The following is a 20194-nucleotide window of genomic DNA, read 5'->3' as shown; positions in this document are numbered from 1 at the left end:
GCCGCCCCCCGCCGCCCCCCGCCGCCTTACCCCGGAGGTCAGCCCCCGAAATTCCGGACCACCTTCTCCAGCCGCGCCTCTTCCGACGACCGCAGCAGCCCCACCGCCACCACGCTCAGCCGCTCCGGCCGGAAGATCGCCCGCGCTGCCGCCTGCACATCGCCCACCGTCACCGCCGCGAGCTGCGCGTGCCGCGCCTCCGGCGTCCGCGCCACCCCCGCCAGCCTCGTCAACCCGTAGAAGCCCGCCGTCGACTCCGCGTCGTCGCGCATCGCCTCCACCGACCACAGGTGCCGGTCCCGCGCCTTCTCCAGCTCCTCTTCCCGGGGCCCCTGATCGCTCAGCTCGTGCAGGAGCGCGAAGATCTCCTTCACCACCAGCGTCGCCCGATCGTGCTGCACCCCGGCCGCGATGTCGACCACCCCGTCGTCCTCGTAGGCCTCGAACATCCCCGACACGTCGTAGCAGAGACCCAGCCGATCGCAGATCCGCTCGTAGAGCCGCGTCGACATCCCGTCGTCGAGCACCCGCAGCAGCATCTCCACGGCAGGCTCGATCGCATCGCGCTCGCTCACCCCCCGGAAGGCCACCCGCAGATCGGTCTGGCTCGACTGGTTCTCCAGGAACTTGAAGCGCGCCTTCTTCTGGGAGAAGGGGGGCGGCGCAGCCGGCACCGCGGTGCCGCGCGGCATCGCCCCGAAGCTCTGCTCGATGCGCTTCATCAGCGCCTCGGGATCGCCGATCCGACCGGCCACGCACAGGACTGCGTTCGCGGCCGTGTAGTGGCGCGCGTGGTGGGTGCGGAGCATCGCCTCGTCGAACCGATCGATGGCCTCGCTCTTCCCGGTGATCGTGTAGCCGAGCGGGTGCTGCTCGTACATCAGCGCCCGCACGTTGTTGTCGGCGTCGATGTCGCGGCCGTCCTCGTCGAGGTCCTCCAGGATCTCCTCGCGCACGATGCCCCGCTCCACCTCGATGGACGTGAAGCGCGGGGACGTCGTCACCTCACCGAGCAGATCGAGCACCGCGCCCAGGCTCACGGGGGGCACCGACACGCTCATCACCCCGTGGTCCACGTGGGTCGCTGCGTAGAGCGTCCCCCCGAGGCGCTCGAAGGCGAGGGCCTGGGCGTGGGCGGTGGGCAGGGTCGTGGTCCCGCGGAAGACCATGTGTTCGAGGAAGTGGGAGAGACCGTTGGTGTGCTCCGTCTCGAAGCGGGAGCCCGCCCGCAGGTACAGCGTGGCGACGGCCCGGTGCACCCCCGGCTGCGGGACCAGCACCACGGGCAGCCCGTTGGGCAGCGTCACGTCGACGTGCTGCAGGGTGGCGGGCTCGATCGACATCGAGGGCGGCGCTGCGCTCATTCGCCCTCGTCGCTCATGGGGGCGCCGTCGGACTCGCCGGCCTTGGGCTCGGTCACGAGGGCCTTGTCGTACTTCACCTCGCTGCCCAGGGTGCTCTTCAGCCGGCGCACGTAGTTCAGCACCGCGTCGTCCTGCTTCGCCCCGCGCAGGCTGCCCATGTACGTCTCGCGGTCCTTCTGCCACTGCTCGTCGGTGACGGCGGTGACCTCCTTGAGCTGCACGGCGGCGTAGCCGTTCGCGAGCTGCACCACGTCCTTCAGCGTGTCGCCGGCCTTGGCGAGTTCGAACACGTTGCGGGCCACGCCGGTGCCGTCTTGCGCGGAGGGCAGCGGGCTGCCGCTCTGGTTGAAGGGCAGGCTGGTCTCGATGGTGGGGCGGTGCGGGTGGGTGGCGAAGGTGAGGATCTCGTTCTCCTCCACCGCTCCTGCGGCGGCCTCCGGCTTGTCGGCGCCCTCGGACTTGTCGGCGTCGGCGCTCCCCTTGTCGGCGCCCTCTCCCTCGGACTTGGCGGCGGCCTTTTCGGGCTTCGTCGCCTTGGGCTTCGTGGTGGTGGCGGCCTTCTTCTTGTCCTTGCCGGCGGCCTTGTTCGCCTCGTCCTGCGCGGCGGTCAGGCCCGCGAGGTAGGTGTCGAGGGCGTCCTTCAGGGACTTGCCCCCGCCCGTGGCGGCGAGCACCTGCTTCGCGGCGTCGGCGGCGAGGCGATCGGCCTCCTGCATCAGGTACATCTCCCGGGCGAGCTGGCCCCGGGCGATCTTCTCGTTGTCGTCGCCGGCGGCGATTTGATCCACGAGGATGAGGTGGTAGCCGTACTCGGTCTCCACCGGCCCGGAGACCTCGCCGGCCTTGAGCGAGAAGAGCTTGTCCTCGAAGGGCTTCACGGTCTTGCCCTTGCCCATGCAGCCAAGCTCGCCGCCGCGGGCGGCGCTGGTGTCGTCGCTCAGGCGGCGGGCGACGTCGGAGAAGTTCACGCCCTGCTTGAGCAGCGCCTCGGCGCGGGCGATCTTAGCCTTGGCCTTGGCCTTGTCGGCGTCGTCGGCGTCTTCCTTCACCCGGGCGAGGACGTGGCGGGCCACCCGGCACTCGGGCTGGTACTGGGCCTTGCGCGCGTCCCAGCCCTTGTCGAGCTCCTCCTTGTGGCGGTCGGACCAGGCGAGGACGGCCTTGTCGGACATGTCGACCACCAGATCGGCGAAGAAGCGGCGGTCGAAGCGCACGTAGTCGATGGTGCGGGTGCCCTTGTCGCGGGCGAACTGCTGGTAGGCCTCGTCCTCGCTGATGCGCACCCGGGCGCGGACCAGATCGCGCACGCGGCCGGCGAGGAGCTCCTTCCGCTGGAACTCGCGGAAGTCCGAGGGGCTCATCTTGGTGAGGAGGCGGACGTCGCGCTCGTAGCGCTTCTTGTCGAACTTCTTGGTCTTGCGGTCGTTGACGTCGAGGACGCGGAAATGTTCACCGTCGCCGGGGAGGCCGAGCATGTTGGTGAGCTGGTTCCGGCGGTCGTTCCCGACGGCGTCGACGGGCACCGTGACGTGGGCGCGGCCCGCGAGGATCTCGGTGTTGAGGTCGTCGTCCGAGATGGCCAGACCGAGGCGCTTCGCGTCTTCGAGCAGCAGCCAGCGCTCGTAGAGGCCCTCGGCGGTGAGCTGACGCAGGCCGAGCTGCTTGATGCGCTCGGCGTCGGCGTTGCGCGGGGCGATGAGGCGGTAGGCTGCCCAGAAGTCCGTGGATTTGACACAGTCTCCCTGGACCTCGACCGCGCAGGTGATCTCGGCGCCCTTCGCCGGGGAGGCGCCGGTGCTCGGTCCGAAACTGGAGACGAAAACCACGGCAATGGCGAAGACCACCAGGCCGGTGATGAGCTGACTGAGCCGGTTCACGGGACGCTTGCTAGCACGAGGGCGTCGGCGTGTCTTTACGACGCGGGGGAACGTGGTTAGGAGGAGGGGCAGCCATGGCGCAACCCAAGTCACTCCTTCCCGAATGCGGCCTGTACCTGACCACCCGGGCTCTCCCGGGGAACGAGGAGAAGGTCCCGGCCGGGACCCTCATCTCCTTCCACAACCACTCGGACAGCGGCTTGCCGACGGTGACCACGCCGGATCACAACATCCACAACCGCTGGCACTTTCATGGCCCTCCCGTGACCTTCCGGGGCCTGACCTGGGCCGAGACCCTGACCAAGCTGCCGGCGGAGGGTTTTTACACGTTGCGCAAGGAGCTGTCGTTCGACGGCGGAAAGTGGCCGAAGGGCACCCTGGTCCAGCTCGGGTACACCCAGGCAGGCATGCCCATCCTCTTCGTGGCCCGGGTGCGGGCGAACCTGGAGGAGAACGATTTGCACTTCTCCGACAAGGGCGTCGGGATCAAGCGTGAGCAGTTCTCCATGCTGGAAGCCGTGACGGTTTACCAGGAGCCTGCCGATGGGTCCGGGCACCAGCCGGATCACGCGCACGAACACTGAAATCTTACCTTGTCAGCGACTTCACCCCGTGAACCCGTCGTTGAGATGGGCTGGCACGGGGGCCATGGCTGCTGACGGCCGTGTTCATCAGGCCACGCGGGCGTTCGGCACGGGGGGTGCTACGTTCGGTTGGCTGTGATTCGACGCAGAACGCTTACACCTCCGTCGTCCCAGGCAATTCCAGGCATGCACGCCACCCGGCGTCGCGCCGCGCGCCGCGAGAGCAGCGAGCGGGCCCGCTTCATCATCCGCGACAGGGAAGTCACGGGGTGGACCCTGAACCTGAGCCTTGGTGGGCTCCGGGCCATCGTGGAGGAACCGGTGGTGCTCGGAGAGGAGATCTACGTCTCCGTGGGCGACGGCCAGGCGCGGCCGGGACGCATCGTCTGGATCCAGGAAGAGAGAGACGGGGCGATCGTCGGCGTCGCATACCTGGACGTGGCCACGGACGAGGTGGTGGCGTCGGGTGTGATCCCGGCAATGAGGGACGATCTGGAGCAATCCACCGAGGATGGAAACGAGTTGCTTGCTCCGGCGCCGGGAAGCTTGACGAGGCGGCAGCAAAACTGAGATGGAACCCTCGACCAGTGAAGGTGGGGGGTTTCGCGAACCGAACGGACGATGCCGACGCCCGCGGAGATCAAGACAGCCCTACGTGACGCTGGAGTGGAGATCTACCGCACTCGCGGCGATGTGGTGCACATCGCGGAGCGGGTGCGGGAGAACCTGCTGATGGACTCCGGCATTTTCGTGGAAGCGCACGGACCCAAGGTGGGATTTGTGGTGCGCGCACAGCGCACCGACTTTCCCGGGGTGCCCGACGACCAGCTCTTCGAGCGGGCGCGCAAGTACGGGGCGGCGGCGCTCCCGCGGGGGTTCCGCGAGAGCGGCAGCGCGCTGCGCGAGGTGCAGGATCCGGGGGACGCGGAGAGGACGATCGATACCTGGTGCGAGGTGCAGTTCGAGAAGGCGGTCGACTCGATCGAGGGAGCGATCAGCGAGATCCGGTTCGCGCTGACGCTGGATCGATCGTCCGCGCCTCAGTAGTGAAGGAAGTGAAGGACGCCCGGGCGGGGGGCGCTCGCGCGAGAGGCGCCCGCTGGAGGCACCCGCTGCGTGAGCGGGGCCGATGGGAGCGGGGCCGATGGGAGGGGAGCCGATGATGGCCATGGGGCGCGCGGCGCGCTTGCTCGGGCCAGGGGGTCCGCTCGCGGCAGCGCTGGATCGCTACGAGGAGCGCGAGGGGCAGCTCGCGATGGCGAACGCGGTGGAGCGGACGCTCGCCGGGGACCGGGTGCTGCTCTGCGAGGCGGGGACGGGGACCGGCAAGACGCTCGCGTACCTGGTGCCGGCGATCCTGAGCGGTCGCAAGGTGGTGGTGTCGACGGCGACGAAGGCGCTGGAGGATCAGATCTACACCAAGGATCTGCCGCTGATCGCGGAGCACCTGGGCCTCCGGCCGCGGGCGGCGCTGGTGAAGGGGCTGGGCAATTACCTGTGCCTGCGGCGGTACAACGAGCTGCGCAAGAGCCCTGACGCCGGGAGGGCCGAGGTGCGGCGGGCGCTGCCGCTGATCGAGCGGTGGGCCAAGGAGACGGAGACGGGGGACGTGGCGGAGCTCGCGTCCTTGCCGGAAGGGGATCCGATCTGGCGGGAGGTGTCGTCGTCGAGCGAGACGCGGCTGGGATCGTCCTGCCCGTACAACGAGGAGTGCTTCGTGACGGGGATGCGGCGCGAGGCGGAGGAGGCGCAGCTCCTCGTGGTGAACCACCACCTGTTCTTCGCGGACCTGGCGGTGAAGATGGCGGCGGCGAAGCGGGGGTTCGCGGGGGCGCGGGCGCTGCCGAACTACGACGCGGTGATCTTCGACGAGGCGCACCAGCTCGAGGAGATCGCGACCTCGTTCTTCGGGGTGCGGCTGTCGCGGGCGCGCGTGGAGGCGATGCTGCGGGACGCAGACCGGGCCTTCCTCGCGGCGGGGCTGACGGATCCGGTGTTCGGGCGCGGGCAGGGGGCGGGGCTGACGCAGGCGCTGCGGTCGTCGTCGGAGGCGCTGTTCGGGGAGCTGTCGCGGGTGGCGGCGGGGGCCGATCTGCGCGGTGAGGGGAGGATCCCGCTGCCGCACGACGTGTGGTCGGGGGAGCTGCTGGGGGCGTACCACCGGCTCGACGACGGGCTGGAGGCGCTGGTGAACTACGCGGCGAACGTGTCCTCCGACGAGGCGGTGCGGCTCGTGTCGCAGCGGGCGGGGCAGATGCGCGAGGACGCGGCGAAGATCGTGGACCCGGCCTCGAACCAGGTGACGTGGGCCGAGGCGCGCGGGCGGGGGGCGGCGGGGCGAGAGGCGGCGCTGTCGCGGGCCGACATCGCGGTGGGCGCGTCGCCGGTGGATCTCGGGTGGATCTTCCGGGATCAGGTGTTCGAGCGGATCGGTTCGGTGGTGCTGACGAGCGCGACGCTGACGACCGGGGGGTTCGAGAAGAAGCCGTCGGGCTACGCGCAGATCAGCGCGGCGCGGAGCAGCGAGAGCGGGGGCGGGGAGCGCGGGGAGGAGGCAGCGTCGGGGGGCGCGCTGGGCGCGCTGGGCGCGGTGGACGCGCTGGGCGCGCTGGGCGCGGGGGGCGCTCTGGAGACGACGGCGGGGAGCAGCCGGTTCCGGTTCTTGCGGGCGCGGATGGGGCTCGATGCGCGGGTGACGGTGCCCGTGGAGGAGCTGGAGGTGCCTTCGCCGTTCGACTACGCGACCTCGGCGCTGCTCTACACGCCGCGCGATCTGCCCGAGGTGTCGGAGGGGGCATTCATCGCGCGGGCCGTGGAGCGGACGCGAGAGCTGGTGGAGATGTCTGGCGGAGGGGCGTTCGTGCTGTGCACGTCGAACCGATCGCTCGCCGCCTTCGCGCGGGGGCTCTCGGAGAGGCTGGGCGAGGCGCCCCTCGTGCAAGGCGAGGCGCCGAAGGGGGCGCTCCTGCGGCGCTTCCGGGCCGCGCGCGACGCGGTGCTGGTGGCCACGATGAGCTTCTGGGAAGGCGTGGACGTCCCCGGGGAGGCGCTGCGGCTGGTGGTGATCGAGAAGCTGCCCTTCGCGGTGCCGAGCGATCCGGTGGTGGCTGCGCGCTGCGCGGCGCTGGAGGCCCAGGGGCGGCAGCCGTTCCTGGAGTACAGCGTGCCCCAGGCGGCCATCACCCTGAAGCAGGGGTTCGGTCGGTTGATCCGGACGCGCACCGATCGCGGCGTGGTGGCCATCCTGGACCGGCGGGTGCGGACGCGCGGCTACGGTCGGGTGCTCCTCGACAGCCTGCCGCCCGCGCCGCGCACCGAGCGCCTGGACGACGTGCGCGCCTTCTGGAAGGCGAGGTCGGGGAATACGGAGGGGGGGGGCGCGGGAGGCGAGAGCGCGTGAGGGAGGAGAGCAGGGATGCGCGCGTGGGGGTGCGCTGTCCGGGGGGGTGAGGTGGTGGTACGCTCGGGGGATGAAGGCGCCGGGTCGTTCGGGGGCGCGTGCGGGGCTGGTCGCGGCGCTGGGGGTGATCCCCGCGCTCTTGCTGGGGGCGATGGCGTCGTCCTGCAGCGAGGAGAAGCTCGGTGCGCCACGGCCAGGGACCGGGGTGCCGGGGCAGGATCCGGGGCTCGGGATCGATGTGCCGACGGGGCCGCCGCCGCTCGACACCGAGGGGCTGTGCGGCAACGAGCTGCACCGGCCGGTGATCACGGACGTGCCGAACCTGTACTTCCTGATCGATGCGTCCGGGAGCATGGGGACGCCGGTGCAAGGCGGCGGGACGCGGTACGCGCGGGTGCAGGACGCTGCCGTGGATCTGGTGCGGCGGCTGGGGGCGCTGATCAACGTGGGGGCTGCGCTGTTCCCGGTCGGCGGAGGAGGCGACGACGGCTGCGCGATCGGCGAGCAAGTGCTGGAGGTGTCGCCAGGCGATCCGTACGTGAAGGGACAGGGGAAGGGGCCGACGACGCGGGCATTCGAGGAGGCGCTGACGATCCAGCCGTTCGGGGGGACGCCGACCGCGGCGACCGTGGAGGCGCTGACGCCAGGGCTCGCGGCGATCGCGGGGAAGACGGTGGTGGTCCTGGCGACGGACGGCGGGCCGAACTGCAACTACGAGGCGTCGTGCGGGGCGAGCGCGTGCATCCCGTACCTCGAGGGGAGCTGCGATGCCTCATGCTGCGCGCCGGGGGGCCTGTCGGGGCCTTCGGGGTGCGTGGACCGGGCGGACACGGTGGCGGCGGTGGCGACGCTGTCGGCGATGGGCGTGGACGTGGTGGTGATCGGCATCCCCGGGAGCGAGGTCTACGGGGACGTGCTCGATGACATGGCGGTCGCAGGAGGGGCGCCGCGGTTCGTGAGCCCTTACTACTACAAGGTCGACGATCTGGACGCGCTGGGCGGGGTGCTCGCGGAGATCGCGGGCGGGCTGATCTCGTGCACGTTCGCGCTGGAGAGCGCGCCGCCCGAGGCGGGGCAGACCAACGTGTACTTCGACAAGGAAGTGCTGCCGTACAGCGAGGAGAACGGCTGGCGGTGGCTGTCGGAGGCCGAGGTGGAGCTGATGGGAGAGGCGTGCACGCGGTGGAAGATGGGGCAGGTGCAGGAGGTGCAGATCGTGTCCGGGTGCCCGACCGAGGTCGCGGAGTGAGGGTGGGGGACGAGGGGCGGGCGGACGAGGGGCGGGCGGACGAGGGGCGGGCGGACGAGGGGCGTCGTCGATGGAGGTGACGCGGCTGTCGGCGGAGACCGCGGGGCTCGACGAGGTGGATGGGGTGGCGCTCGCGGCGTTCGAGCACCCGCAGTTCTCCATCCGCGAGGAGCTGTCGCGGCCGTGGACGCGCTGCTGGATGGTGCGGCGTGGGGGCGAGGCGCTGGCGTTCCTGATCGCCTGGCACGTGGCGGACGAGGTGCACGTGCTGAACGTGGCGACGGCGCCCGCGGCGCGGCGGCAGGGGTGCGCGAGGGCGCTGATGACGGAGGTGCTGGCGTACGCGCGGGAGCACCAGGTGCGCATCCTGCTGCTGGAGGTGCGGCGGTCGAATGTGCCCGCGATCGGCCTGTACCGCGGACTCGGCTTCCACACCTTGTCGGTGCGGAAGGGGTACTACTCCGACAACGGCGAGGACGCGGTGGAGATGATCCTGGCGCTGGATCCTGCGACGGGAGCGATGCTGCCGGGGCGGGACGAGGTATCGATCGCGTAGCGATCTCCCGCTTCTTCTTCGAACCCTTGCGGTTCCCTGGCGCGGCGCTCCGAACCGCAACGGGGGTAGCGACCAACGGGAGCGTAGGGGCCGCAGGCCCCTGATCCAGGGTACGCAGTACCAGGGTACGCAGTACCAGGGTACGCAGTACCAGGGTACGCAGTACCAGGGTACGCAGTGCCTTAGGGCCAGGTGGTCTTTTCGTAGATGCACCAGGCGGTGCCGCCGCGGAGGGTGAGCGGGTGGCGGAGGCGGTAGTTCTTGCGGAAGCGGGGGTCGTTGTAGGTGGCGCGTGAGGACGGGACCGTGGGGGTCTTGCAGTCGGGGGCCGAGGCGATGATCACGAAGTAGCGGGGGTTCTTGCCGAAGATGATGTCGGTGTAGCCGGCGCCGGTCTTGCGCGTGTAGCCGCCGGGGAGGTGGGAGACCTCGGGCAGGAGCAGGCCGAGCATGTCGACCACGGGGTAGCCGGTCCGGTAGCCGACGTAGCCGATGTCGGCGATGACGATGGGGCCTGGCTCGGTGTTGTCGACGAACCACTGGGCGGTGCGGCCGGCGGCGTCGTCCCAGAAGGTCTTGTCGTTGCGGAGGATGGCGCTCTGGGCGGCGCTGAGGGTGCCGAGGCGCCAGCAGGCGACGACGGTGAGGAACGTGAAGATGGAGAGCCGGGCCGAGCGCTCGTGGCGGTCGGCGAGGGTGCGCGCGGCGTCGTCGACGAGGAGGAAGGCGAAGGGCTCGGCCGGGGCGAGGAAGCGGAAGAAGGGCATCCAGTCGCCGCCGACGAGGAGCACGTAGATGGTGAAGAGGATGGCGATGGAGGCGAGGGCGAGCGCGTCGCGGCGGGGCCGCACGAGGGCGCTGGCGATGGAGGCGATGCCGAGCCAGACGCCGGGGCCGGCGTGGGTGAGGTAGTTGCGGAGGTAGTCGCTGCCGCCGCGGAGCTGCTGGGTGAAGTCGCCGGTCTTGGCGGCGAGCGTGTTGGGGAGCCAGGCGCCGTAATAGGTCTTGCGGAAGGCGAGGTGGGCCGCGACGGGGAGGGCGAAGGCGAGGAGGCGGAGGACGCTGCGGCGGGTGAAGAGGGTGTCGCGGTGCCAGAGGAGCATCATCCCGAGGAAGAGCGGGGCCTCGGGTCGGGTGAGCGCGGCGAGGGCGAAGACGGCGCCGGAGGCCGGGAAGCGGGTGGGGGCGCCGGCGGCTGCGGCGTCTTCCTCGCGCAGGAAGAGGAGGACGCCGGTCAGGGTGAGGAGGAGAAAGAGCGGCGTCTCCAGGCCGAAGACGGCGTAGCCCGTGACGAGGAAGCTCGTGGCGAGGAGCCAGGTGGCGATGGAGGGGAGGTTCGTGAAGGGCCGGAGGCGCTGCGAGAGGAAGTAGGTGGGGACGAGCGCGGCGAGGGCGCTGAGGGTGCCGAGGATCTTGGCGGCGAGGGCCGTGGGGGCGCCGAGGAAGGCGGCGCCGGCGAGGAGGAGGGTCCAGAGGAAGTTGGTGTAGCCCTCGACGCGTTCGCCGGGGTTGTAGACGAGGCCATGGCCGCGGGCGAGGTTCTCCGCGTAGCGGAAGGAGATGTAGGCGTCGTCGATGGTGAAGGGCCAGACGCGCACCGCGCCGATGAGGACGACGAGCGCGGGGAGGAGGAGGCCGAGGAGGAGATGGGCGCGCGGGGAGAGCGCGCGGGGGGGAGCGTCGAGGAGGGAAGCGTCCGGGGGAGGAGCGTCCGGGGGAGGAGCGTCCGGGGAAAGAGCGTCGGGGGACGAGGAAGATGGTGCAGGGGGAGCGCCCGCGTCGTCCGGGGCTGCGTCGTCGGGGTTTGCGTCCGGGGAAGACGGGGAAGGAAGGGAAGAGGGGGGGGCCAGGGGGGCGCTCACAGGGTGGGGTGGCGCGAAAGTACCCCACTGTTCCGCTTTTGCTCAGGGAGAACCGGAGTGCGAAGCGGGTTGCGCAGTGCACCTGTCTGACTAATCTATCAGACGTGACTTCTGGACGAGCGCCCTCCGGGGAAGTGCAGCGGGTAGCGGACGCGATTCTGGCGAGGATCGTGGGCGGTATCTACCCGAGCGGGCTGAGATTGCCGTCAGAGGTGGATCTGGCGGTGGAACTCGGGTGCGGTCGGAGCACCGTACGGGAAGCGCTCAGGCACCTGACCGGGCTTGGGGTGGTGAAGAGCCGGCGGGGCTCAGGTGCGATGGTGCTGGATTTCCGCCGAGAAGGAACGATGGCGCTGCTGGCGCCCTACGTGCTCTCGGGTCGGTTCGAGCGGCCCGTGGAGACGCTGACGCAGGAGCTGTTGCGGCTCCGGGCGCTGCTGGCCCGGGAAGCGGTGCGCCTCGCGGCCTGCTACGCGGCGCCCGGGGCGCTGCGGGAGGCGCGGGGCATCCTCGCGGCGGCGGCCGAGGAGCGGGATCCGGCGCGACATGCGTCGATGGAGCTCGATCTGTTCCGGGCCATCGTGTGCGCGAGCGGGATCTGGCCGGCGGTGTGGCTGGCGAACTCGTTCTGGGCGCCGATGCGGGAACTGCAGGTGATGCTGGCACCCTCGGTAGGGTTGCCGCCCTCGGATTTCGAACCGGTGATGCGTCGGCTCCTGGATCTGATCGAGGCGCGGGAGGCGGAGGCCGCGGAGCGCCACCTGGAAGCGTGGATTGGCCGGCTCGACGTGGAGATCCTCGGCGCCATGGGGCGGGCGCTGGGGGATGAAGGCGCAGGGAAGGGGGAGAGCGCGCGGGAGGGGCAGGGCACGCGGGAGGGGGAAAGAGAGAAGGCGGGGGGACACGAAGGACACAAGGCGCAGAAGGGGAGGGAACCATGAGCAGCCTGGTCGAGCATGTTCCGTGGGTCTTGGCGGCGGTGGCGGCGCTGCTGGCCGTGATGGGGGCAGCGTTCGTGGTGCGTGGGCTGGCGCTCGGGCGTCGGCGGAGCCGGGTTTCGCTGAGGGTGCTGACGCCGAAGGAGCAGGCCATCGTGTCTGCGTGCGCCGATGCGCTGTTCCCGCCGGAAGGGCCGATCCCGGTCTCGGGGACGGAGGCGGGGCTGGTGACGTACATGGATGCGTACCTGCAGCGAGCGCCGTCGGAGTCGCGGCTCCTGATCCGGCTCCTGTTTCAGCTCGTGGAGCACGGTCCGTGGCTCTGGGGGCCGCGCCGGGTGCGGTTCACGCGGCTCCTGCCGGAGGAGCAGCGGGTGGCGCTGGAGCGGATGGCGGCGAGCCCGATCTACTTCCGTCGGGTGGCGTTCGTGTCGCTGCGGTTGATGCTCACGATGGGATACTTCGCGCACGCGGGGGTGCAGCGGGCGATCGGGATCCCGGTGCTCCGGGCGGCGGAGGCAGCATGAGACTGCCGATGGCAGAGGTGCGCGGGCCGAGGGCCGAGCGTGAGCGGGCTCCGGTGGACCCCCATGCGGGGGTGAAGGTGTTCGCCGACTACCGCGGCGAGGTGCGGGCCGAGTGCGAGGTGCTCGTGATCGGTTCGGGGCCGAGCGGCGCGGTGGTGGCGAAGGAGCTCGCGGAGGCGGGGCGGGATGTGATCCTGCTGGAGGAGGGGCCGCCGTTCGGGAAGAAGGACTTCCGCCAGGAGGCGGGGGAGTCGATGTCGCGCATGCTCCGGGAGGGGGGGATGCGCACGACGCGCGGGCACACGTTCATCCCGACGATGCAGGCCATCGCGCTGGGCGGAGGCTCGGTCATGAACTCGGCGATCTGCGCGCGGTCGCCGGGGTGGGTGTTCGAGAAGTGGTCGGCGCACACGGGGACGACGGGGCTCACGCGGGAAGCGCTGGACCGGCACTACGATCGGGTGGAGGCATTCCTGGGGGTGGAGCCGACAGCGACGGCGGTGCTGGGCCGGAGGAACCTGCTCTTCAAGCAAGGGTGCGATGCGCTCGGCCTGTCGAGCGAGCCGACGTTCCGCAACGTGCGCGGCTGTCAGGGGTCGGGGGAGTGCTTCACGGGGTGCCGGCACGGGGCGAAGAAGTCGATGGACGTGTCGTACGTGCCGGCGGCGATCCGGGCGGGGGCGCGGGTGTTCTCCAGCGTGCGCGCAGACCGGCTGCTGATGAAGGGGCGGCGGGCCGTGGGGGTGCGGGGGCGGGTGGTGGAGCCGTTCACCGGGCGGGAGGGGCACGAGGCGGTGTTCCAGGCCGGGATGGTGGTGCTCGCAGCCGGGTGCATGGCGACGCCGCTGCTCCTGCTCCGGAGCGGCGTCGGCAATGGGAGCGGGTACGTGGGGCGGGAGCTGCAGCTCCACCCGGGGCTGGCGGTGATGGCGGTGTTCCCGGAGCGGATCGATCCGTGGGCCGGCGCGACGCAGGGGTACCATTCGCTGCACTTCCTGGAGGAGGGGATGAAGCTCGAGGTGCTCTGGTCACCCCCGGCCGTGCTCGCGGCGCGCTTTCCGGGGATGGGGCACGATCTGCAGCAGCACTTCAGGGATTACGACCGGATGGCGCCGTTCGATGTGATCATCGCGGCGGAGCGGTCGCGGGGGTCGGTGCGGCTGCGGCGGGGGAGCCTGGAGCCAGACATCCGCTTCGACCTCGACCAGCGGGACGTGGACCGCCTCCAGCGGGGGCTCGGGCATCTCTCGGACATCTGCTGGGCGGCAGGAGCGGAGGCGGTGATGCCCGGATTGTATGGGGTGCCCGACCTCCTCAAGTCGCGGGAGGATGCCGAGGTGCTGCGGCGGATGGAGCTGAAGGCGCGCCACACCATCACCGCCGGCAACCACGCCTTCGGGACGGCGCGGATGTCGCACCGACCGGCCGACGGGGTGGTGGACGAGTGGGGGCGCTGCCACGATCTGGACAATGTGTACGTCGCTGACACCAGCATCTTTCCAGGGAGTCCCGCAGTGAATCCGATGCTGACCTGCATGGCCCTCGCGGATAGAATTGCTCTCGGGATCGCGGCGCGCTGGTAGTACTTGGAGGGGTGCGTGGGCTGCACGTGGATGGCGCGCCCCCACATCTCCCCAAGCATCACCGGGTGCCATGCGCATCACTGAGCGTCACTGAGCGTCACTGAGCGTCACTGAGCGTCACTGAGCGTCACTGCGCCTCACTGCGCGTCACCAGGCATCAGCATCAGGCGTCACCGCGCGCCGCGGTGCTCGTTGCGCCGACAGACTGGGACGCTACGCAGCCTCAGGACACCTGGATGAGGGGTCCCTTGCTCCTAGAAGGAGGTAACTCCTGAGTTGATGGGGAGCGGACGGAGGCTACAAGTTATGCGGTACGTTTCTTGAGCCCGGAACCTTTCCGGCTCCCCCCCTCGCAGGATCAGGATCAGGAGAGATGATGTTGGGTCCGAACGAAGGTTACCTGGCGACTCCTCGTAGCCCGCAGAGGCCCTCGCATCGCGGGCAGAGCGCTGGTCGTGTCCTCCTCGTCGAGGACGAACCGGATCAGGCTGCGATCCTGGAAGCCGTGCTTCGTCACGAGGGGCTGGACGTGGTGGTGGCGTCGAGCGGCGAGCAAGCGCTCGAGGTGCATCAGCGCACGCCGGCCGACGTGCTGGTCACGGACCTGAACCTGCCCGGCATGACGGGCGTGGACCTGATGCGGCGCCTGAACACGCGCGACCCCGGGGCGCCCGAGCCGAAGGTGCCGCCGCCGGCCGTGGTGATGGTCACCGGCTCCGGCTCGGTTGCGAGCGCCGTCGAGGCCCTCAAGCTGGGGGCTGCGGACTATCTGCAGAAGCCGCTGGATCCGGCGCGGCTCGTGTCGCTGGTGCGGGAGCTGCTGCGCTCGGACGGGGTGCCGGTTGCGCTGGGCGACGAGGAGGATGGTCAGCTCGTCTTCGAGGGGATGATCGGTGGTTCGCAGAAGATGCGCGACGTGTTCGCGCGCATCGAGCGGGTCGGCGCCACCATGGCGCCGGTGCTGATCGTGGGAGAGAGCGGGACGGGCAAGGAGCTGGTCGCGCGGGCGATCCACAACCGCAGCCGCCGCCGGAACGGTCCGTTCGTGCCCGTGCACACTGGCGCGATCCCGCGTGAGCTGATCGGCAGCGAGCTGTTCGGTCACGAGAAGGGCTCGTTCACGGGCGCCTTCTCGGCGGCCGAGGGCAAGTTCGAGGCTGCCGCAGGGGGAACGATCTTCCTCGACGAGGTGGGGACGATGGACTCGGCGGTGCAGGTGAGCCTGCTCCGGGTGCTCGAGACCTACCGGTTCACGCGCGTGGGCGGGCGGAAGGAGATCGAGGCAGACGTGCGGGTGGTCGCGGCGACCAACCGGGATCTGCTCGATCTGGTGGACGAGAACGTCTTCCGCGAGGACCTGTATTACCGCCTCAACGTGTTCACCATCACGCTGCCGCCGCTGCGTGAGCGTCGTGAGGACGTGCACCCGATCGCCGAGCGCTACCTCGCGAAGTTCGCGCGGAGGTACGGCACGCCGGCGCGTCGGCTGAGCGAGGGCGCCGTGCAACGGCTCGGTGAGCACGACTGGCCGGGCAACGTGCGCGAGCTGCGCAACGCGATGGAGCAGACGGCGCTGTTCGCGCCCGGGGAGGTCGTGGGCGGGGACGATGTGCAGATCGGTCAGGGGCGCATCGAGCGCCGCGGCGGCCATCCGCACGGGCCGCGATCGGAGGCGCAGGGCCGGGGGGCGCCGCCGGCGAGCGTTGCAGGGACGCCGTCGGGGAATGCTGCGGGCTGGCAAGGGCAGGGGCCGCCGCGGTCGGAGGCTGGGCCCGGCTCGTGGAGCCAAGGGGCGGCGGCGTGGCCGCAGGGGCGCGCAGCCGAGGCTGGGGCGCCGCCGTCGATCACGTCGGGGGGCGGAGCGCTGACGGCCGAGGGGGCCGCCGGGCCGTGGGTGGCGCCGGTGTTCGAGGGGAACAGGGCGCCAGGCGCGCTGGTCACCCATCTCGATGCGGCCGGTGAGCCCACCACGCTGTCATCGGGCGGGCCGCTGACGGCCGCTCCGTTGACGGTGCAGACCGAGGCGAGGCTGCCGATACCCACGCCGGTCGCCCCTGCGGGAGCCCCAGGGCAGGTGGCGCGTCCCACGGAGAGTTCGGGGCGGGAGCACGAAGGGGGGCGCGAAGCAAGCGACGCAGGAGAGCACCCGCTGGTGCTTCGATTGCCGGTGGGAACGCGCCTGGCCGACGCGGAACGGCAGCTCATCCTGCTGACCCTGGAGGCGGTGCGCGGCAACAAGCAGAGGGCTGCCCGGGTGCTGGGGATCAGCCGTCGTGGCCTGTATTCCAAGCTGCAGGCGTACGGCGAGCACGTGGGCGGGCAGGAGGCTCAGGGCACCAGCGAGGCCGCGGAGCCTCAGGAAGCCAGCGACGCCGAGGCTGCCGAAGTGTCGGACGAGGCGCAGGGGGCCGCCGATGAGCAGGCCGGGGACGAGGGGACGCCGCGCGACGCTTCGTGATCTGCATCGCTCGCCGGAAGCACCTCCGGAAGATGGCGATGAGGGATATGGAGGGCGGGGTGGATGGAGGGGGGATGCCCACCGCCGAGCCTTGAGAAAGCGAAAAAGTTGAGACACGAGGGGGGCGCGTCGGCTTGGGCTTACGTCCATGCATCGACCTGAGTATTCTGAACTCGCGCGCCGCGAGACCATCCGCGCAAGACGTCCGTCAGGAATCAGGCAAGAGGCCAGCGCTCGGGTTACACTCGTGTCTGTGCCTCGCTGGAGCCAGCCCCTGCGAGCGAGCCCTCATGAAGATCACCTGTCAGTCCTGCCAGTCGAAGTACACGGTCTCGGACGAGAAGGTCCAAGGCAAAACAGTCAAGATCAAGTGCCGGAAGTGCGGCGCGACGATCCTGGTGAACAGCTCCGGGGCGGTCGCCGCACCAGGCGGCGTCGCAGATCCGGTATCTGCGGCTGGCGTCTCGGGCGACGCCGCGACGTACATGGTCAACGTCGGTGATGGCGATCAGCGCTCGCTGTCCCTCGGGGAGCTGGTGTCGCTCTACCAGAGCGGCGGGATCACTGCGGAGACGTACGTGTGGGCCGAGGGCATGGCGGACTGGCAGCCGCTCGGCCAGGTGGAGTCGATCGTGGCCGCGCTGAACGGCGGCGCGGCGGCTGCTCCCGAGGCGTACGGCGCGGTGCCTGCACAAGCTCCCGTTGCCCAGCAAGGCGCCGTCGGCGGTTACGGCGCCGCGCCTGCTGCCGCCGCAGCGCAGCCGGTGTACGGCGCCGCGCAGCCGCAAGGCTACGGCGCTGGGCAGCCCCAGGGCTACGGTGCCGCCGCGGCCTCCGAGCCAGTGGCGTCGGCGCCCCGCGCAGCGCGCCGGGATCAGGCACGGCCCAGCAACGATCTGTTCGGTGCAGGCGGTCGAGAGTCGCAGCGGCCCTCGGACGATGTCGCCACGAGCGCGCCGCTGTTCAGCGGTGGCGGTGGCCCCGGCGGTGCCGGAGGCGGTGCCGGTCGTCGGGAAGAGAACTCGGTGCTGTTCTCGCTCACCGCGCTCACCTCCAAGTCGTCCACAGCGGCTCCGACGGCGCCCACGGCGAAGACCACGGCGCGCGGTGACGATTCGGGGCTCATCGATCTCAAGGCGCTGGCGTCGGGAGCGCCAGCACCCGCTCCGGCCGCGGCTCTCGTGCCCGATGATGGCGGCCTGTTCCAGCTCAGCGCTCCGATCGGTGCGCCTGCGTCGGCCGCGCCTTCCGTGGCGCCCATCGCGGACCTGCCGCCGAAGAACCGCGGTCCACTGTTCGTGGGCATCGGTGTGGCCGTCGCGGGTGTGGCGATCGCCATCGCGTTCTTCGCGGCCAAGGGCGACGATCCGCAGCCCCAGCCCACCGCCTCCGATACGCCAGCGGTGACGCAGACGACGGCGCCGGCGGCTCCGCCTCCTTCCGAGCCAATCCCCACGGCCGTGGACCCAGGGGCGACGGCTGCGGCCTCTGCGAGCGCCAGCGCGAGCGCCGTGGCAGCCGCGAAGGCACCGACGGGCGGCTCGCGCCCTGCGGGTGGAGGGACCGTGAAGTCCAGCGGCGGCGGGTCCACCACGAAGTCGGGGAGTGGCGCAGCGCCGGCAGCGACGGCGACCACGAAGGCTCCGGCTGCACGCGGCAACTGCGGGTGCCGCGCCGATGACCTGATGTGCAACATGCAGTGCTCCGCCAAGGGAAAGAAGTAATTCCAGGCCAAGGCGCCGCGGGCAATGTCCGCGGCGCGTGAGCGCCACCTGCAGCACTGACGCGGCCGCAGCCACCCTCTGTCGGACCCATCTTCTCTGTCCCTGCGAGGGGGTGCGTGCAGATCGATCTCGGCGACGTGACGCTTGCGGTTGACGTCAGCGGGGAGGCTGCGTCTTCACGCGATGCCTCCGGGGCCGCCAGGAGCGCGCGTCCTCTGGTCATCGCGGTGCATGGTTTCGGGTCATCGGCCATGACTGGGGGGCGGTTGCTGGGTTCGCCGCGGCAGCGCTGGCGCCACACCGCATCTCTCACCTGGCAGCTCTGGCAATCCCGCACCCCCGGGCGTTCCAGGCCCACCTGGCCTCGGCTGCGCAGCTCAAGCGCTCCTGGTACATGGGCCTGTTCCAGGTCCCGGTCTCGCCGAGGAACGCCTTCAGAGGGACGATTTCGCGCTCGTGGATGCGCTCTGGCGTGACTGGTCTCCAGGATATCGCGCCACCCGCGCGGAGCTGCAGGCCATCAAGGAGGGGATGAGGAGCGCTTCTACACGGGGCACGTCGACGTGCACGCCATCGTGGCCGCAGGGCACTTCGTGCAGCGGGAACGCCCGGAAGAGGTCAACGCGCTGCTGCTGTCGTTTCTGACCGGTTGAATCCGAGAGCGTGCCGGTGCCGGACGTCGGGTCACGCACGCAGCGATGCTGCGCGCGGCGCCGGCACCTGGGGCAAACAGAGGCGCGTCAGCCCGTGGTCTGCTGCTCGGACCCGCCCTGCTTCTTCTCTTCCTTGGCTGCCTTGCGGTTCTCCGCGTCGAGCAGGCCGATGCGGGCCTTCTCGCTCCGCTTCACCCGCTTCTTCTTCAGCGGGGAGGAGAGCCATTCGTGACGCAGGCGGACGTTCCACTTCGAGGTGTTGGCCATGATGTGCTTTTTTCGACCTTCTTCAGGCGAGGGGTGCGCAGCCTACACAAACGTGCCGTACCGTCAAGGCTTGTGGCACGTGCGGGGGGCCGCGTGTCGCGCCGAGCATGCATGGCGTTTGCCGCGGTGACTACCCATCTCGTGCGTTGACAGCGATCCGGAGGACGGACAGAGCGGGTCATGCGCGCGATCCGACCCCAGCAGCCAGGTGGTCCCGAGATCCTCGTCGTCGAAGAGCACCCCACGCCCTCGCCTGCGGTGGGTGAGGTGCTCGTCCGGATCGAGGCCGCGGGAGTGAACTTCATCGACATCTATCAGCGTACTGGCCAGTACCCGATGGCCCTTCCCATGCCACTCGGCCTCGAAGGGGCAGGTGTCGTGGAGGCGGTGGGCGAGGGCGTCACGGAGGTGAGGGCAGGGGATCAGGTTGCGTGGGCCGCCGGAGCCGGGTCGTACGCGACGCACGTGGTGGTCGCCGCTTCCAGCCTGGTCCCGGTGCCGGCTGGCGTCGACGCGCGCGCTGCCGCGGCGGCCATGCTGCAAGGGATGACGGCGCAGTACCTCGCCACCACCACCTATCCCCTGCGGGCAGGGGACGTGTGCCTGATTCATGCGGCCGCGGGCGGGGTGGGGCTGCTGCTGTGTCAACTGGCGCGGCGCGCGGGGGCGATGGTGATCGGCACCGTATCCACCGAGGAAAAGGCTGCGCTCGCGCGCGAGGCAGGGGCGCACGAGACCATCCTCTACACGAGCCAGGACTTCGCGGAGGAGGTCCAGCGGATCACCGCTGGGAAGGGGGTGAGCGTCGTCTACGACTCCGTCGGGAAGGACACGTTCGAGCGCAGCCTGACGTGCCTTCGTCGGCTCGGGATGCTGGTGCTCTACGGTCAGTCGAGCGGCGCGGTCGGACCCTTCGATCCGCAGCTCCTGGCCCGTCACGGGTCGCTGTTCTTCACCCGACCCAAGCTGCAGGACTACACCGCATCGCGGGAGGATCTGCTGGCGCGCGCCGGGGACGTGCTCGGTGCGATCCAGCGCGGCGAGCTCTCTGTGCGGATCGGCGCCACGTTCCCCCTGTCCCAGGCTGCCGACGCCCACCGCGCGCTCGGCGGGCGTGGCACCACGGGCAAGGTTCTGCTCCTGCCGGAGTGA

16 protein-coding genes and 1 pseudogene are annotated in these 20194 nt (G+C 70.6%); 13 read left to right on the top strand and 4 right to left on the bottom strand.

The annotated features are described in order from the left end of the window. Window positions 1-38 precede the first annotated feature (38 nt). Both CAP_RS39130 and CAP_RS39125 read right to left on the bottom strand, forming a co-directional pair. Window positions 39-1364 carry a M16 family metallopeptidase gene (locus tag CAP_RS39130; RefSeq protein ID WP_231511965.1) on the bottom strand — a complete coding sequence of 442 codons (1326 nt, stop codon included), beginning with the start codon at window positions 1362-1364 and terminating at the stop codon, window positions 39-41. Next, window positions 1361-3241 (bottom strand): peptidylprolyl isomerase, encoded by a 1881-nt coding sequence (locus CAP_RS39125; RefSeq protein ID WP_044250437.1) that lies wholly within the window; start codon window positions 3239-3241, stop codon window positions 1361-1363. Before CAP_RS39125 ends, CAP_RS39130 begins: the two co-directional genes overlap by 4 nt. Window positions 3242-3315: 74 nt before the next feature. Here CAP_RS39125 and CAP_RS39120 point away from each other — a divergent pair, with 74 nt between their 5' ends. The 6 genes from CAP_RS39120 to rimI all read left to right on the top strand — a co-directional run bounded on the left by CAP_RS39120 (window position 3316) and on the right by rimI (window position 9030). Further along, entirely contained in the window at window positions 3316-3825 is a 510-nt protein-coding gene (locus CAP_RS39120) for a hypothetical protein (protein ID WP_044250434.1), read from the top strand. 186 nt (window positions 3826-4011) lie between these two features. After that, window positions 4012-4395 carry a PilZ domain-containing protein gene (locus tag CAP_RS39115; protein ID WP_044250432.1) on the top strand — a complete coding sequence of 128 codons (384 nt, stop codon included), beginning with the start codon at window positions 4012-4014 and terminating at the stop codon, window positions 4393-4395. Window positions 4396-4446: 51 nt separating this feature from the next. Continuing rightward, window positions 4447-4872: a hypothetical protein gene (locus tag CAP_RS39110; protein WP_044250430.1), complete on the top strand. Its 426-nt coding sequence runs from the start codon at window positions 4447-4449 to the stop codon at window positions 4870-4872. 112 nt (window positions 4873-4984) lie between these two features. Next, window positions 4985-7225, top strand: coding sequence for an ATP-dependent DNA helicase (locus CAP_RS54570; protein ID WP_231511964.1), 2241 nt, complete (start codon window positions 4985-4987; stop codon window positions 7223-7225). A 70-nt stretch (window positions 7226-7295) separates the two neighbouring features. Beyond that, a complete protein-coding gene (locus tag CAP_RS39100; protein WP_044250428.1) occupies window positions 7296-8474 on the top strand; it encodes a vWA domain-containing protein in 1179 nt (392 codons plus the stop codon). A gap of 70 nt (window positions 8475-8544) precedes the next feature. Continuing rightward, entirely contained in the window at window positions 8545-9030 is a 486-nt protein-coding gene (gene rimI / locus CAP_RS39095; protein ID WP_052376753.1) for a ribosomal protein S18-alanine N-acetyltransferase, read from the top strand. A gap of 182 nt (window positions 9031-9212) precedes the next feature. Here the strand turns inward: rimI and CAP_RS39090 are convergent, their stop codons facing one another. Continuing rightward, complete coding sequence (locus CAP_RS39090; protein WP_052376752.1) at window positions 9213-10892, bottom strand: DUF8728 domain-containing protein; 1680 nt, start codon at window positions 10890-10892, stop codon at window positions 9213-9215. Here CAP_RS39090 and CAP_RS55915 point away from each other — a divergent pair. The 6 genes and pseudogenes from CAP_RS55915 to CAP_RS39065 form a co-directional block, all read left to right on the top strand. Further along, window positions 10787-11203, top strand: a pseudogene (locus CAP_RS55915) (FadR/GntR family transcriptional regulator); the annotation flags it as partial. The gene CAP_RS39090 and the pseudogene CAP_RS55915 overlap by 106 nt on opposite strands. A 36-nt stretch (window positions 11204-11239) precedes the next feature. After that, the gene (locus tag CAP_RS49340) at window positions 11240-11833 is read left to right on the top strand and encodes an FCD domain-containing protein (protein ID WP_044250426.1); all 594 of its coding nucleotides are present in this window, start codon (window positions 11240-11242) and stop codon (window positions 11831-11833) included. Beyond that, a complete protein-coding gene (locus CAP_RS39080) occupies window positions 11830-12357 on the top strand; it encodes a hypothetical protein (protein WP_052376751.1) in 528 nt (175 codons plus the stop codon). Before CAP_RS49340 ends, CAP_RS39080 begins: the two co-directional genes overlap by 4 nt. Further along, window positions 12354-13940, top strand: a complete 1587-nt coding sequence (locus CAP_RS39075; RefSeq protein ID WP_044250424.1) for a GMC family oxidoreductase — start codon at window positions 12354-12356, stop codon at window positions 13938-13940. Before CAP_RS39080 ends, CAP_RS39075 begins: the two co-directional genes overlap by 4 nt. Before the next feature lie 505 nt (window positions 13941-14445). Continuing rightward, window positions 14446-16398 carry a sigma 54-interacting transcriptional regulator gene (locus CAP_RS54565; RefSeq protein WP_231511963.1) on the top strand — a complete coding sequence of 651 codons (1953 nt, stop codon included), beginning with the start codon at window positions 14446-14448 and terminating at the stop codon, window positions 16396-16398. Between the two features lie 290 nt (window positions 16399-16688). After that, window positions 16689-18122 (top strand): zinc-ribbon domain-containing protein, encoded by a 1434-nt coding sequence (locus tag CAP_RS39065; protein ID WP_044250422.1) that lies wholly within the window; start codon window positions 16689-16691, stop codon window positions 18120-18122. A gap of 740 nt (window positions 18123-18862) precedes the next feature. On the opposite strand, the gene CAP_RS39060 is transcribed toward CAP_RS39065, so the two are convergent. Further along, window positions 18863-19042: a hypothetical protein gene (locus tag CAP_RS39060; RefSeq protein WP_044250420.1), complete on the bottom strand. Its 180-nt coding sequence runs from the start codon at window positions 19040-19042 to the stop codon at window positions 18863-18865. A 180-nt stretch (window positions 19043-19222) separates the two neighbouring features. Here CAP_RS39060 and CAP_RS39055 point away from each other — a divergent pair, with 180 nt between their 5' ends. Then, window positions 19223-20194, top strand: coding sequence for a quinone oxidoreductase family protein (locus CAP_RS39055; RefSeq protein ID WP_044250418.1), 972 nt, complete (start codon window positions 19223-19225; stop codon window positions 20192-20194).

This window comes from Chondromyces apiculatus DSM 436, assembly GCF_000601485.1.
Classification (GTDB): domain Bacteria; phylum Myxococcota_A; class Polyangia; order Polyangiales; family Polyangiaceae; genus Chondromyces; species Chondromyces apiculatus.
Note: the sequence above shows the minus strand (reverse complement) of the source record. Positions and strands in the feature narration are given on the sequence as shown.

Coding starts and splice junctions, on each gene's coding strand:
- CAP_RS39130 (WP_231511965.1), bottom strand. CDS start 1,364: ATGAGCGCAGCGCCGCCCTCGATGTCGATCGAGCCCGCCACCCTGCAG.
- CAP_RS39120 (WP_044250434.1), top strand. CDS start 3,316: ATGGCGCAACCCAAGTCACTCCTTCCCGAATGCGGCCTGTACCTGACC.
- CAP_RS39115 (WP_044250432.1), top strand. CDS start 4,012: ATGCACGCCACCCGGCGTCGCGCCGCGCGCCGCGAGAGCAGCGAGCGG.
- CAP_RS39110 (WP_044250430.1), top strand. CDS start 4,447: ATGCCGACGCCCGCGGAGATCAAGACAGCCCTACGTGACGCTGGAGTG.
- CAP_RS54570 (WP_231511964.1), top strand. CDS start 4,985: ATGATGGCCATGGGGCGCGCGGCGCGCTTGCTCGGGCCAGGGGGTCCG.
- CAP_RS39100 (WP_044250428.1), top strand. CDS start 7,296: ATGAAGGCGCCGGGTCGTTCGGGGGCGCGTGCGGGGCTGGTCGCGGCG.
- rimI (WP_052376753.1), top strand. CDS start 8,545: ATGGAGGTGACGCGGCTGTCGGCGGAGACCGCGGGGCTCGACGAGGTG.
- CAP_RS49340 (WP_044250426.1), top strand. CDS start 11,240: ATGGCGCTGCTGGCGCCCTACGTGCTCTCGGGTCGGTTCGAGCGGCCC.
- CAP_RS39080 (WP_052376751.1), top strand. CDS start 11,830: ATGAGCAGCCTGGTCGAGCATGTTCCGTGGGTCTTGGCGGCGGTGGCG.
- CAP_RS39075 (WP_044250424.1), top strand. CDS start 12,354: ATGAGACTGCCGATGGCAGAGGTGCGCGGGCCGAGGGCCGAGCGTGAG.
- CAP_RS39065 (WP_044250422.1), top strand. CDS start 16,689: ATGAAGATCACCTGTCAGTCCTGCCAGTCGAAGTACACGGTCTCGGAC.
- CAP_RS39060 (WP_044250420.1), bottom strand. CDS start 19,042: ATGGCCAACACCTCGAAGTGGAACGTCCGCCTGCGTCACGAATGGCTC.
- CAP_RS39055 (WP_044250418.1), top strand. CDS start 19,223: ATGCGCGCGATCCGACCCCAGCAGCCAGGTGGTCCCGAGATCCTCGTC.